13 protein-coding genes are annotated in these 12,412 nt (G+C 68.9%); 8 read left to right on the top strand and 5 right to left on the bottom strand.

Annotated features, from left to right (window positions below):
- The first annotated feature begins 197 nt into the window (after positions 1 to 197).
- A complete protein-coding gene (locus ACGFMM_RS09715; RefSeq protein WP_393644866.1) occupies positions 198 to 725 on the top strand; it encodes a peptidylprolyl isomerase in 528 nt (175 codons plus the stop codon).
- Between the two features lie 120 nt (positions 726 to 845).
- Positions 846 to 1,706 (top strand): rhomboid family intramembrane serine protease, encoded by an 861-nt coding sequence (locus tag ACGFMM_RS09720; RefSeq protein ID WP_393644868.1) that lies wholly within the window; start codon positions 846 to 848, stop codon positions 1,704 to 1,706.
- 312 nt (positions 1,707 to 2,018) lie between these two features.
- Here ACGFMM_RS09720 and crgA read toward each other — a convergent pair whose 3' ends face one another.
- Complete coding sequence (gene crgA / locus ACGFMM_RS09725) at positions 2,019 to 2,273, bottom strand: cell division protein CrgA (protein WP_393644869.1); 255 nt, start codon at positions 2,271 to 2,273, stop codon at positions 2,019 to 2,021.
- A gap of 137 nt (positions 2,274 to 2,410) precedes the next feature.
- Between crgA and ACGFMM_RS09730 the strand changes: the two genes are divergently transcribed.
- From ACGFMM_RS09730 to ACGFMM_RS09755, 6 genes are all read left to right on the top strand, one after another.
- Complete coding sequence (locus ACGFMM_RS09730) at positions 2,411 to 3,178, top strand: DUF881 domain-containing protein (protein ID WP_393644871.1); 768 nt, start codon at positions 2,411 to 2,413, stop codon at positions 3,176 to 3,178.
- Between the two features lie 31 nt (positions 3,179 to 3,209).
- Positions 3,210 to 3,935, top strand: coding sequence for a class E sortase (locus ACGFMM_RS09735; protein WP_393645499.1), 726 nt, complete (start codon positions 3,210 to 3,212; stop codon positions 3,933 to 3,935).
- An 82-nt stretch (positions 3,936 to 4,017) separates the two neighbouring features.
- Positions 4,018 to 4,179: a hypothetical protein gene (locus tag ACGFMM_RS09740; protein ID WP_393644873.1), complete on the top strand. Its 162-nt coding sequence runs from the start codon at positions 4,018 to 4,020 to the stop codon at positions 4,177 to 4,179.
- Positions 4,176 to 4,814, top strand: coding sequence for an aminodeoxychorismate/anthranilate synthase component II (locus tag ACGFMM_RS09745; protein ID WP_393644875.1), 639 nt, complete (start codon positions 4,176 to 4,178; stop codon positions 4,812 to 4,814). Before ACGFMM_RS09740 ends, ACGFMM_RS09745 begins: the two co-directional genes overlap by 4 nt.
- Entirely contained in the window at positions 4,811 to 6,007 is a 1,197-nt protein-coding gene (locus ACGFMM_RS09750) for a class E sortase (RefSeq protein ID WP_393644877.1), read from the top strand. Before ACGFMM_RS09745 ends, ACGFMM_RS09750 begins: the two co-directional genes overlap by 4 nt.
- Before the next feature lie 14 nt (positions 6,008 to 6,021).
- Positions 6,022 to 6,696 (top strand): class E sortase, encoded by a 675-nt coding sequence (locus ACGFMM_RS09755; protein WP_393644878.1) that lies wholly within the window; start codon positions 6,022 to 6,024, stop codon positions 6,694 to 6,696.
- A gap of 38 nt (positions 6,697 to 6,734) precedes the next feature.
- On the opposite strand, the gene ACGFMM_RS09760 is transcribed toward ACGFMM_RS09755, so the two are convergent.
- The 4 genes from ACGFMM_RS09760 to ACGFMM_RS09775 form a co-directional block, all read right to left on the bottom strand.
- Positions 6,735 to 7,205: a hypothetical protein gene (locus ACGFMM_RS09760; RefSeq protein ID WP_393644880.1), complete on the bottom strand. Its 471-nt coding sequence runs from the start codon at positions 7,203 to 7,205 to the stop codon at positions 6,735 to 6,737.
- A 144-nt stretch (positions 7,206 to 7,349) separates the two neighbouring features.
- The gene (pknB, locus tag ACGFMM_RS09765; protein WP_393644882.1) at positions 7,350 to 9,341 is read right to left on the bottom strand and encodes a Stk1 family PASTA domain-containing Ser/Thr kinase; all 1,992 of its coding nucleotides are present in this window, start codon (positions 9,339 to 9,341) and stop codon (positions 7,350 to 7,352) included.
- Positions 9,342 to 9,499: 158 nt separating this feature from the next.
- The gene (locus tag ACGFMM_RS09770) at positions 9,500 to 10,966 is read right to left on the bottom strand and encodes a penicillin-binding transpeptidase domain-containing protein (RefSeq protein ID WP_393644884.1); all 1,467 of its coding nucleotides are present in this window, start codon (positions 10,964 to 10,966) and stop codon (positions 9,500 to 9,502) included.
- Positions 10,963 to 12,393 (bottom strand): FtsW/RodA/SpoVE family cell cycle protein, encoded by a 1,431-nt coding sequence (locus ACGFMM_RS09775; RefSeq protein ID WP_393644886.1) that lies wholly within the window; start codon positions 12,391 to 12,393, stop codon positions 10,963 to 10,965. Before ACGFMM_RS09775 ends, ACGFMM_RS09770 begins: the two co-directional genes overlap by 4 nt.
- Positions 12,394 to 12,412 lie beyond the last annotated feature (19 nt).

Raw genomic sequence — 12,412 nt, forward strand, 5'->3', positions numbered from 1 at the left:
TAATCGCGGGATCCGGGACACGCCGGTCGTCGGCACGTCCCGAACAGGGCACAGTTCGCATATCCGCCCTTCGCGAAATCATGCCCGCAGATTCCCCGTCCGGCATGCGGGGCAGCCATCCGGGTCATGCTTCTGCCTCTGCGCCCCTTCCGTGCGAGGATCGGTTGACGTAAGCGCAGACTCACGGAAGGCACATCGTGGCCGAGAAGCTTTACGCCACCCTCAAGACCAACCAGGGCGACATCGAGATCGAGCTGTTCCCGAACCACGCCCCGAAGACGGTCAAGAACTTCGTCGAGCTCGCCAAGGGCGAGCGGGAGTGGACCGACCCGGCCACCGGCCAGAAGTCCACGGCCCCCCTGTACGACGGCACGGTCTTCCACCGCGTCATCGAGGGCTTCATGATCCAGGGCGGCGACCCGCTGGGGAACGGCACCGGCGGCCCGGGCTACAAGTTCGCCGACGAGTTCCACCCGGAGCTGGCGTTCACCAAGCCGTACCTGCTGGCCATGGCCAACGCCGGCCCGGGCACCAACGGCTCGCAGTTCTTCGTCACCGTCTCCCCGACGTCGTGGCTGACCGGCAAGCACACCATCTTCGGCGAGGTCACCAACGACGCCAGCAAGAAGGTCGTGGACGCCATCGCCACCACGCAGACGAACCCGCGCACCGACCGTCCGGTCAACGACGTGGTCATCCAGTCCGTGGTGATCGAGACGCGCTGACGCCGCGCGCGGCTCCCCCGCCCGGCCGGGGAACCTTTTCGCCCCGCCCGTCCGTATGGATGGGCGGGGCGGTGTGTTGTCCTCACCCCCCACCGTCCACGTCCTCGGGAGGGACCTCCAATGGAGTCGGGTCTGTCGCGTTGCTACCGCCACCCGGACGTGGAGACCGGCATCCGCTGCGCCCGGTGCGAGAAGCCGATCTGCCCGGAGTGCATGATCAGCGCCTCCGTGGGCTTCCAGTGCCCGGACTGCGTCCGCAACGGCTCCGGCACCGGCCACGCGCCCGGGGCCAACCAGCCGCGCACCATCACGGGCGGCCGGGTCGCGCCCGACGGGCGCTTCGTGACCAAGATCCTGATCGGGATCAACCTGGCCCTGTTCATCGCCGTCCTGGTGGCCGGCGACCGGCTGGTCGACGAGCTGTCGATGATCGGGTACGCCTACAGCCCGCCGCTCGGCGAGGTGGTCGGGGTCGCGGACGGGGAGTGGTACCGGCTGCTCACGTCCACGGTGCTGCACCAGGAGATCCCGCACTTCGTCTTCAACATGCTGGGCCTGTGGATCATCGGCGGCAGCGTCGAGCCCGAGCTGGGCCGGACCCGGTATGCGCTGCTCTGCCTGCTCTCCGGGCTCTCCGGGTCCGTGCTGGTCTATCTGGTGGCCGCGCCGAACCAGCCGTCGCTGGGGGCCTCCGGCATCGTCTTCGGCCTGATCGGCGCGTTCGCGGTGCTGGCCCGGCGGCGCCGGTACGACATGCGGCCGGTGGCGCTCTTCGTCGGTCTGGCGCTGCTGCTGACCTTCACCCGGGAGGGGATCTCCTGGGAGGCGCACGTGGGCGGTCTGGTCGGCGGTGCGCTGGTGACCCTGGCGATGGTGCACGCGCCGCGGGAGCGGCGCCGGCTGGTGCAGTACGGGGCCTGCGGGCTGCTGCTCGCGGTGGACCTGGGGATTGTGCTGGCCCGGTCGGCCGCGCTGGTCTGAGGCCGGGGCTCCGGCCGCTGGGCCGTACGGGCGGACACCGCCAGTGCAAGCTTTCCCCAGAGTTGTCCACAGCGTGTACCGGATCTTGTGCACGGTGTGCGAAAAGCCCACGCCCCTCGCCTCTGACCTGGGATTTCCCAGGCTGGGCGAGGGGCGTGGACGGAAGCTGTCGAGGTCTCACCAGTCACATCGGCGTCAACCTCATGTGAGTTATCCACAGATCGTCGTAACTTTGTCCCCAGCGATGTGGACAACTCTGTGGATAAGTTTTGGGGTGAGCTTGCCTGTGCGGCGCGTCGGCCGCTCAGGGCCTCACTTCCACTGCGTGGAGACGCCGAAGCCGGCCGCGATGAAGCCGAAGCCGACGACGATGTTCCAGTTCGCCAGCGACTTGATGGGCAGGGTGCCGTCGGTGACGTAGAAGACCACGATCCACACCAGGCCGATGAGGAAGAGCGCCAGCATGACGGGAGCCACCCAGCTGCTGCTGGACAGCTTGATGCTGGTCGCCTGCTTCGCCGCCGGCGGCGTGTAGTCGGCCTTCTTGCGGATCCGTGACTTCGGCACGAGGAACTCTCCTGTCGATGCGCTGCGTGACCGCGCAGGGAACGGGGGCTGGCACCGGGCGGGGTGGGAGGACCACCGTCCCCCCGGGGCGTCCGTTAGCGTAGTGCTTCCGCGGCACGGAAGGGGATCAGGGTACGTTGAGCAATTCTGCCGACTCCGCCGACGGACCTGGGCGACGCACACGCTGGAGCCCCGTCCGGGTGCTCACGGCTGCCGTCTTCGCGCTCGCCGGGCTGATCTTCGTCACCAGTTTCAACACCGCCAAGGGCACGAACATTCGCACGGACGACTCCCTGCTGCGGCTCTCCGACCTGATCCAGGAGCGGAGCCACAAGAACGCCCAGCTCGACGAGTCGACCGCGGCCGTACGCGACCAGGTGGACACCCTCGCCCGCCGCGACGACGGCTCGACCAAGGCCGAGGACGCCGAGCTGCGCGCCCTGGAGGCCGCCGCCGGCACGACGAAGGTCGCCGGACCGGGCCTGACCGTCACCCTCGACGACGCCCCGCCCAACGCCCAGGCGGCCCCCGGCTACCCCGAGCCCCAGGCCAACGACCTGGTCATCCACCAGCAGGACCTCCAGGCCGTCGTGAACGCCCTGTGGAAGGGCGGCGCGACCGGCATCAAGGTCATGGACCAGCGGCTGATCTCCACCAGCGCCGTGCGCTGCGTCGGCAACACCCTGATCCTCCAGGGCCGCGTCTACTCGCCTCCGTACAAGATCACCGCCGTGGGCGACCGGGGTGCGCTGGAGAAGGCGCTGAAGGCCTCCCCGGCGCTGCAGAACTACCAGCTGTACGTGAAGGCCTACGGGCTCGGCTGGAAAGTCGACGAGCACGAGACGGTGACTCTGCCGGGGTACTCCGGCACAGTGGATCTCCACTACGCCAAGCCGAGCAGCTGAGCCGCAGGGGCGGCCGAGGAGGCCAGTGGTGCTGTCGGTACGACTGGTCGTCAGGACGCTCAGCGAGCTGTGCATCACCGCCGGGGCCCTGATCGTGCTCTTCGTCGGCTACGTGATGTTCTGGACGGGCGTGCAGGCCGAGGCCGCCATGGACGGCGAGATCCGGCTTCTCCAGGACGAGTGGGTCGCCCGCGAGCAGCCGCCCGCGGAGGCGCCCGCACAGCAGCCCGGACAGCCGTCCACGCAGCCGTCCACAAAGCCGTCCGCGCCGCCCCCGCCGCCGTACCGCGACGGCAAGGGCATCGCCGTCATGTACATCCCCCGCTTCGGCCCCGAGTGGGACTGGCCCGTCCTGGAGGGCACGCGCACCGGCACGCTCAAGAAGGGCCTCGGCCACTATGCCGGCACCGCCCGCCTCGGAGCGACCGGCAACTTCGCCGTCGCCGGCCACCGCCGCACGTACGGGGACCCGTTCAAGGACGTGCCGAAGCTCCGCCGCGGCGACGCGGTCGTCCTGACCGACGGGACGACCTGGTACACGTACCGGATCACCGGCAGGCCGTACCGGACCGTGCCCACCGACACCGGCGTGATCGACCCCGTGCCGCGCGCGTCCGGATTCGACGGCCCGGGCCGCTATCTCACGCTCACCACCTGCGAGCCGGAGTGGGGCAGCAGCCACCGCCTGATCGTCTGGGCGCACCTGGACGCCACCCGGCCCGTGACCAGCGGCAGACCCGCAGCTTTGAACAGCTGACCCACGACGTCACCTCCGCCCCTTACCCTGGTCCCCGACGGGCATCGGGAGCACAGTCGAGAGAGAAGGACCGGCAGACGTCATGTACGGCTGGATCTGGCGGCATCTGCCGGGCAACACGTGGGTACGGGCGCTCATCTCGCTCGTGCTGGTCCTCGCTGTCGTCTACGTGCTCTTCCAGTACGTGTTCCCCTGGGCGGAGCCGCTGCTTCCGTTCAACGATGTGACGGTGGACGGACAGTGAGCGCGCGCATTCTCGTCGTCGACAACTACGACAGCTTCGTCTTCAACCTCGTCCAGTACCTGTACCAGCTCGGCGCGGAGTGCGAAGTGCTGCGCAACGACGAGGTGGCCCTGGAGCACGCCCAGGACGGCTTCGACGGCGTCCTGCTCTCCCCGGGCCCCGGCGCTCCCGAACAGGCCGGCGTCTGCATCGACATGGTGAAGCACTGCGCTGCCACGGGCGTTCCCGTGTTCGGCGTCTGCCTGGGCATGCAGTCGATGGCCGTCGCCTACGGCGGCGTGGTCGACCGCGCGCCCGAGCTGCTGCACGGCAAGACCTCCCCGGTCAGGCACGAGGGCAAGGGCGTCTTCGCCGGGCTGCCCTCGCCGTTCACGGCGACCCGGTACCACTCCCTGGCCGCGGAGCCGGCCGACCTTCCGGACGAGCTCGAGGTCACCGCGCGCACCGAGGACGGCATCATCATGGGCCTGCGGCACCGCGAGTTCGCGGTGGAGGGCGTGCAGTTCCACCCCGAGTCGGTGCTGACCGAGCACGGCCACCTCATGCTCGCCAACTGGCTGGAGCAGTGCGGTGACACGGGCGCGGTGGCACGCTCGGCAGGGCTCGCGCCGGTGGTGGGCAAGGCCGTCGCGTGACGGAGGGGTCGCCCTGGTTCCGGGCGGCGAACACGCCGGACCCGGAGGCGGAGCGGGGCCAGGAGCCGTACGGGTACGGGGAGCAGCCGGCGACGTACGGGGAGCAGGCCGCGCCGTACGACGAGCACGCCTCGTACGCCGAGCCGCCCGCGGCGTACGCGCAACAGCCCGCCGCCTACGCGTACGAACCGGAGCCGACGGCCGCGTACGAGCCGCAGCCCACGGCCGCGTACGAGCCCGAGCCGACAGCCGTCTACGAGCCGATACCGGACCCGGTGCCGGACCCCGGTCCGGGCCCCGGCCCGTACGCGCCCCCTCGCGACGACGAGACGGTGGCGCTGCGGACGGTCGAGGAACCGCCCACGAGGCCCGCTCCCGTCCCCGGACCGGGCCGGGCGGAGCGCCGCCGGGCGGAGAGGGCGCGCGGCCGCAGAGGGGCCGCCACGGCCGCTCCCGCGCCCGAACGGGACGCGTCCCGGCCGATGTCCCGGGTGGAGGCCCGCAGGGCCGCCCGTGCCCGCAAGGAGAGCGTGGGCGTCGTCGCCAGCCGGGTGGTGGGCGAGCTGTTCATCAGCTTCGGCGTGGTGATGCTGCTCTTCGTCGCGTACCAGCTGTGGTGGACGAACGTCCGGGCCGGCCAGGAGGCCGACACCGCGAAGGAACAGATCGCGGAGGACTGGGCCAAGGGCCGCAAGCCGGACGCCTTCGAGCCCGGACAGGGCTTCGCGATCATGTACATCCCGAAGCTGGACGTGGTGGTGCCGATCGCGGAGGGCATCGACAAGCCGAAGGTCCTCGACCGGGGCATGGTCGGCCACTACGGCGAGGGCAACCTGAAGACCGCGATGCCGCAGGACAAGCAGGGCAACTTCGCGGTGGCCGGCCATCGGAACACCCACGGCGAACCGTTCCGGTACATCAACCAGCTGGAACCCGGCGACCCGATCGTCGTGGAGACGGCGGACGCGTACTACACGTACGAGATGGCGAACATCCTGCCGCAGACCTCCCCGTCGAACGTCTCCGTGATCGAGCCCGTTCCGAAGGGGTCGGGCTTCACTCGGCCCGGCCGATACATCACACTGACCACCTGCACCCCCGAGTTCACGAGCACGTACCGGATGATCGTGTGGGGGAAGATGGTCGAGGAACGCCCGCGCAGCAAGGGGAAACCGGACGCGCTCGTAGGCTGAGAGGAACCGACACAGTGTCACGTGCGCGCGAGCGGATCGCCACCGCGATCAGCGTCTTCGGCGAACTGCTCATCACGGCGGGGGTGTTGCTCGGTCTGTTCGTCGTCTACTCGCTGTGGTGGACGAACGTGCTCGCCGACCAGTCGGCGGCCAAGGAGGGCGACCAGGTCCGCGACCGCTGGGCCGGCGGCCCGGGGGCGCTCGACACCAAGGACGGCATCGGCTTCCTGCACGTCCCCGCGATGGGCAACGGCGAGATACTCGTCAAGCAGGGCACCGACTCCAAGACCCTGAACAACGGCATCGCCGGCTACTACACCGACCCGGTCAAGTCGGCCCTCCCCGAGGACAAGCAGGGCAACTTCACGCTCGCCGCCCACCGCGACGGCCATGGGGCGAAGTTCCACAACATCCACAAGCTGAAGACGGGCGACTCGATCGTCTTCGAGTCCAAGGACACCTGGTACGTCTACAAGGTCTTCAAGACCATGCCGCAGACGACCAAGTACAACGTCGAGGTCCTGCAGCCGGTCCCGAAGCAGTCCGGCAAGAAGAAGCCCGGCCGCTACATCACCCTTACGACGTGCACGCCGATGTACACCTCGGACTACCGCTTCATCGTCTGGGGCGAACTGGAGCGCACCGAGAAGGTCGACAACACCCGCACCCCGCCGGCGGAACTGCGCTGACCGAGCTCCTTGCGGGAGCCCGGTCAGCCACTAAGGGCCTAGCCGCAGTGGACCGCGTAGGTGTTGCGGTAGCCGCTCTCCCCCTTGGTGTTGAAGATCTCCGCGTAGATCACGATGCAACGGCCGGCGGCGTTGATCGACACAGGGCCGGCGTAGTACTTGAACCAGCCGTTGTCGTAGTCGTCGGTTCCGTCGACCGTGCACCTCGTGCCCGGGCGCGTTCCCGCCACGCATCTGTCGATGCCGATCTGGACGTAAGTCGCTTCGCCGTAGCCGCTGTTGGCGTTCTTCACGGCGACAGCGCAGTTCATTCCCGTGGAGGCGTCGTAGTAGACGCGGATGTCCCCGACGTGGTTGGGGGAAGGGCTCGAGATGGGAAGTCCCACTCCGTACTTGCCGATCTCGGATCCGCTGCAGCCGTACCCGCCGGCGCTTGCCGGCTGGGCGAACGCGAGGCTTCCGGCCGCCACGGCCGAGAGGCATGCGAGCGTGGAGATGAACTTGCGCATCTATGTGACTCCTGGGATGGATGAATCGAACTCCTCCCGAGATTAGTCGGTACATGCCAAGCCGTCCCCGAGTTTTTGATCATGAGGGAAACGAGAGGGCCCCCGGCATCAGCGGATGCCGGGGGCCCTCCTTCGTCGGTTCGGCTAGCCGTTGGTGCCGCCGAAGAAGCCGCCGCCGTTGTCGCCGTCGTCGCCGCCCACGGTCCACAGCATGACCGTCTGGCCCGCCGTCACCGGGGAACCGGGGGCGGGGTTGCTGTTGACGACCGTGGCGTTGTCCTTGTCGGACGAGCCGGGGGCGAGCTGGACGACCAGGCCCATGCCCTCCAGCTGCTGCTTCACGTCCTTGAACTTCTTGCCCGCGATGTCACCCGGGATGGTCTGCTGCTGGGCCGGGCCCTTGGAGACCTTCAGGGTGATCTGGACCTCCTTGGGCTGCCGGGTGTCGCCCTTGGGGCTCTGCTCGACGACGAAGCCCGCGGGCTGGTTCGAGTCGACCTGCTGCTGCGCGACGTTCGTGAAGCCGAGCTGGCTGAGCTGCTGGATCGCCTGGTTCACGTCCCGACCGGTCACGTTCGGAAGCTGCGACTTCTGCTGCTTCGCCACGAAGATCGTGATCTCGGAGTTCTTCTCCGCCTGGCTGCCGCCCTTGGGGTCCTGGCGCAGCACGGTGCCCGGGTCCTCGTCGGACTCCTCTTCCTTGACCGCGACCTTGAAGCCCTTGTTCTCCAGCTGCTCCGTCGCGCTCTGCTGGGACTTCTCCGTGACGTCCGGGACCTCCTGCAGCGGGGAGCCCTCGGAGACCTCGACGGTGATGGTGTTGCCCTTGGCCATCTTCGCGCCCTCGCCCGCCGCGGGGTTCTGCGTGCAGATGGCGCCCTTGGGCTGCTCACAGCGGGCCGTGCCGCCCTGCGTGACCTTCACGCCCACATTGGTGGCGCTGGTGTTCGCCTCCTGGAGCGTCTTGCCGACGAGCTGCGGCACCGGTACCTGGTCGGAGCCGTTGTTCTGGTCGAACACCGAGCGTCCGATGAGGATCGCGCCGACGAGCACCAGAACACCCGCCACGACCAGCAATATCGTCGAGGTGTTGGACTTCTTCTGGCGGCGGCGGTCCGGGCGGTCGTCGTAGCCGTAGCCGCCGTCGTCCGGGTTCATCGGCGGCAGCATGGACGTCTGCCCGGCCGGGTCGGACTGCCGCAGCGCCGTCGTCGGCTGGTCGTCCGCGCCGTAGCCGCCGTAACCGGCCCCGGCGCCGTACGCGGCCGCGCCCATCGCCGCGGTGGCGGCGACCGGCTGGCCGTCGAGGCAGGCCTCGATGTCCGCGCGCATCTCGTCGGCGGACTGGTACCGGTAGTCGGGGTCCTTGACCAGCGCCTTGAGGACGATGGCGTCCATCTCGGGCGTGATCTCGGGGTCGTACGTGCTCGGCGGCTGCGGCTCCTCGCGCACGTGCTGGTACGCGACGGCCACCGGGGAGTCGCCGACGAACGGCGGCCGCACGGTCAGCAGCTCGTACAGCAGGCAGCCGGTGGAGTACAGGTCGGAGCGGGCGTCGACCTGCTCGCCCTTGGCCTGCTCCGGGGAGAGGTACTGGGCCGTGCCGATCACCGCGGCGGTCTGCGTCATGGTCATGCCGGAGTCGCCCATGGCGCGGGCGATGCCGAAGTCCATGACCTTGACCTGGCCGGTGCGGGTCAGCATGACGTTCGCCGGCTTGATGTCGCGGTGCACGATGCCGGCGCGGTGCGAGTACTCCAGCGCCTGCAGGATGCCGACGGTCATCTCGAGGGTGCGCTCGGGCAGCAGCTTGCGGCCGCTGTGAAGAAGCTCACGGAGGGTGGAGCCGTCGACGTACTCCATCACGATGTACGGGATGGAGACCCCGTCGACGTAGTCCTCGCCGGTGTCGTAGACGGCGACGATCGCCGGGTGGTTCAGCGAGGCGGCGGACTGGGCCTCCCGGCGGAACCGGGCCTGGAAGGACGGGTCACGGGCGAGATCCGCCCGCAGCGTCTTCACGGCGACGGTGCGGCCGAGCCGGGTGTCATGCGCGAGGTAGACCTCAGCCATGCCACCACGGCCGAGCACCGAGCCCAGCTCGTACCGGCCGCCGAGGCGACGCGGCTCTTCCATAGCCTTACCAGCCCTCTCCGTCTGTCCCGACCGCACCCGTGCGTGGTCCGGCGGTATAGCTGTTCGCGCATACGGTACCGGCCTCGGGAAGACGTTCCGCCCGTGACCGGTACCTGATACAGGACCGGTATCCGACTGTGCCCGGCCGGCCGGTCGGGTCAGCCCCTGCTCTTCAGGACCGCCTTCATCACATCCCGGGCGATCGGGGCGGCCAGGCCGCCACCGCTGATGTCCTCGCGGTTGGTGCCCGCGTCGTCCTCGACGACGACGGCGACGGCCACCGGCGAGCCCTGGTCGGTCTTGGCGTAGGAGATGAACCACGCGTAGGGGCGGGCCTTGTTCTTCTCGCCGTGCTGCGCGGTACCCGTCTTGCCGCCGACCCGCACGCCCTCCATGTTCACATCGGCCTTGCCGCCGGTGCCGTCGCTGACGACGCTCTCCATCATCGTCTGCAGCAGCTGGGCGTTCTCCGCCGAGACCGGCCGGCTCAGCTCTTCCGGCTCGTTCTGCGTGACAATGTCCACATTCGGGGCGCGCAGCTGGTCGATCATGTACGGCTTCATCAACTTGCCGTCGTTGGCGACGGCGGCCGCGACCATGGCCATCTGCAGCGGTGTGGTGGCGGTGTTGAACTGGCCGATGGAGGACAGCGCGTTTCCGCCGCGGTCCATGTTCTTGTCGTAGACGGAGCCCACGGCGCGGACCGGGATGAACTGCTCCTTGTTGAAGCCGAACTTCTCCGCCATCTCGACCATCTTGTCGCGGCCGACCTCGTCGCCGAGCTTGGCGAAGACCGAGTTGCAGGAGACCTCGAGAGCCCGCTTCAGGCTGGCGTTCTCGCAGCCCGAGGCGTGGTTCTTCATGTTCTTCGTGGAGAGCGGGATCTTGTACGGCTCCGGGGTGTCCGTCGCCGCGTCGATGTTGGTGACCTTGCCGTTCTCCAGCGCGGCGGCCGCGGTGACGACCTTGAAGACGGAACCGGGCGGGTAGATCTCGCGCAGTGCGCGGTTCAGCTTCGGCTTGTCCGGGTCCTTCTCCAGGGCCTGCCAGGCCTTGGCGTCCTTGTCGTGGTAGCCGGCGAAGGCCGCCGGGTCGTACGACGGGGTGGAGGCCAGCGCCAGGATCTTGCCCGTCTGCGGGTCGATCGCGACGACCGAGCCCTTCTTGTCGCCGAGGCCCTCGAACGCGGCCTTCTGCGCGGCGCCGCTCAGGGTGGTGATGACGTCGCCGCCGGTCTTCTTCTCGCCCGTGAACATCGACAGGGTGCGGTCGAAGAACAGCCGGTCGTCGTTGCCGGTGAGGATGCCGTCCTCGATCGACTCGATCTGCGTCGCGCCGAAGGCCTGGGAGGCGTACCCGGTGACGGGGGCCCACATCGGGCCGTTGACGTACGTGCGCTTGAACGCGTAGTACGGGTCCTTGGTGTCGACCGAGCCGGTGATCGGCTTGCCGTCCACGATGATGTTGCCGCGCTCGTGCGCGTACCGCTCGATCGTGACCCGCTTGTTCTTCGGGTGCGAGTTCAGCTCGTCGGCGCGGACGTACTGGAGCCAGTTGTCGCGGATCAGCAGCGCGAGGACCAGCAGGCCGCAGAAGATCGCGACCCGGCGCAGGGGCTTGTTCACGGACGGACCACCTGGGTCATCTCGGCGTCGGGGGACGGGGCGGGGGCGGGCGCCGGGCGGCGCGCGGTGTCGCTGATCCGGATCAGCACACCGATCAGGGCCCAGTTCGCGATCACGGAGGAACCGCCGTACGCGAGGAACGGCATGGTCATACCGGTCAGCGGGATCAGGCCCATGACGCCGCCGGCGACGACGAAGATCTGCAGTGCGAAGGCGCCGGACAGGCCCATGGCGAGCAGCTTGCCGAACGGGTCGCGGGCGGCCAGCGCGGTGCGCACGCCGCGCTCGATGATCAGGCCGTACAGCAGCAGGAACGCCATCACGCCGGCCAGGCCGAGCTCCTCGCCGACGGTGGCGAAGATGAAGTCGGAGTTGGCGGCGAAGCCGATCAGGTCGGAGTTGCCCTGGCCGAGGCCGGTGCCGAGGATGCCGCCGGAGCCGAACGACATGAGCACCTGGGACATCTGGTCGCACGCGGCGGCCATGTTGGAGCCCTCGGGGGCCGTCTTCAGACAGCCGAAGGGGTCGAGCCAGGCGGCGACACGGGACTTGACGTGGCTGGCGGTCGAGCCGACCACGACCGCGCCCGCCGTGGACATCAGCAGACCCATGACGACCCAGCTGGTCCGCTCCGTCGCCACGTACAGCATGATCACGAACATGCCGAAGAACAGCAGCGAGGTGCCCAGGTCGTTCTCGAAGACGAGGATGAGCAGGCTGATCGCCCAGATGGTGAGGATCGGGCCGAGGTCGCGGCCGCGGGGCAGGTAGAGGCCCATGAAACGTCGGCTGGCGAGTGCCAGCGCGTCGCGTTTCACCATCAGATAGCCGGAGAAGAACACGGCCAGGACGAGCTTGGCGAACTCACCGGGCTGGATCGAGAAGCCGCCGACGCTGATCCAGATCTTCGCGCCGAAGACGTCCGCGCCGAGGCCCGGCACCAGTGGCAGCAGCAGGAGCACGAGGGCTGCGGCCATCGAGATGTACGTGTAGCGCTGCAGGACACGGTGGTCCTTGAGCAGCATCAGCACGCCGACGAACATCGCGATGCCGATCGCCGAGTACATCATCTGCTTCGGCGCGTCCGGCGTGAACGTGGCATACCGGGCGATGATCCGCGGCGACTGGTCCAGCCGCCAGATCAGCACCAGGCCCAGGCCGTTCAGCAGGGTCGCCAGCGGCAGCAGCAGCGGGTCCGCGTACGGCGCCCACTTGCGCACCACGAGGTGGGCCACGCCCGCCAGCAGGGTCAGCCCCGCGCCGTAGCCGAGCATGCCCGCCGGGACCTTGCCGTCGATGGCCAGGCCGACGTTGAGATAGGCGAACACCGGGATGGCGACGGCGAAGCCGAGCAGCCACAGCTCGGTGTTGCGGCGGCTCGGCGCCTCGATGGCGCCGATGGTGGTCGTGTTGGTGACAACGCTCATGGTGGTGAAGGCCCCCCTA

The sequence above is a fragment of the Streptomyces sp. NPDC048604 genome, from assembly GCF_043199435.1.
In the GTDB taxonomy this organism is placed as follows: domain Bacteria; phylum Actinomycetota; class Actinomycetes; order Streptomycetales; family Streptomycetaceae; genus Streptomyces.

What these genes read in the sequence shown, in the direction of transcription:
- ACGFMM_RS09720 (WP_393644868.1), top strand. Translation starts at nt 846, where the DNA reads ATGGAGTCGGGTCTGTCGCGTTGCTACCGCCACCCGGACGTGGAGACC.
- ACGFMM_RS09740 (WP_393644873.1), top strand. Translation starts at nt 4,018, where the DNA reads ATGTACGGCTGGATCTGGCGGCATCTGCCGGGCAACACGTGGGTACGG.
- ACGFMM_RS09760 (WP_393644880.1), bottom strand. Translation starts at nt 7,205, where the DNA reads ATGCGCAAGTTCATCTCCACGCTCGCATGCCTCTCGGCCGTGGCGGCC.
- pknB (WP_393644882.1), bottom strand. Translation starts at nt 9,341, where the DNA reads ATGGAAGAGCCGCGTCGCCTCGGCGGCCGGTACGAGCTGGGCTCGGTG.
- ACGFMM_RS09775 (WP_393644886.1), bottom strand. Translation starts at nt 12,393, where the DNA reads ATGAGCGTTGTCACCAACACGACCACCATCGGCGCCATCGAGGCGCCG.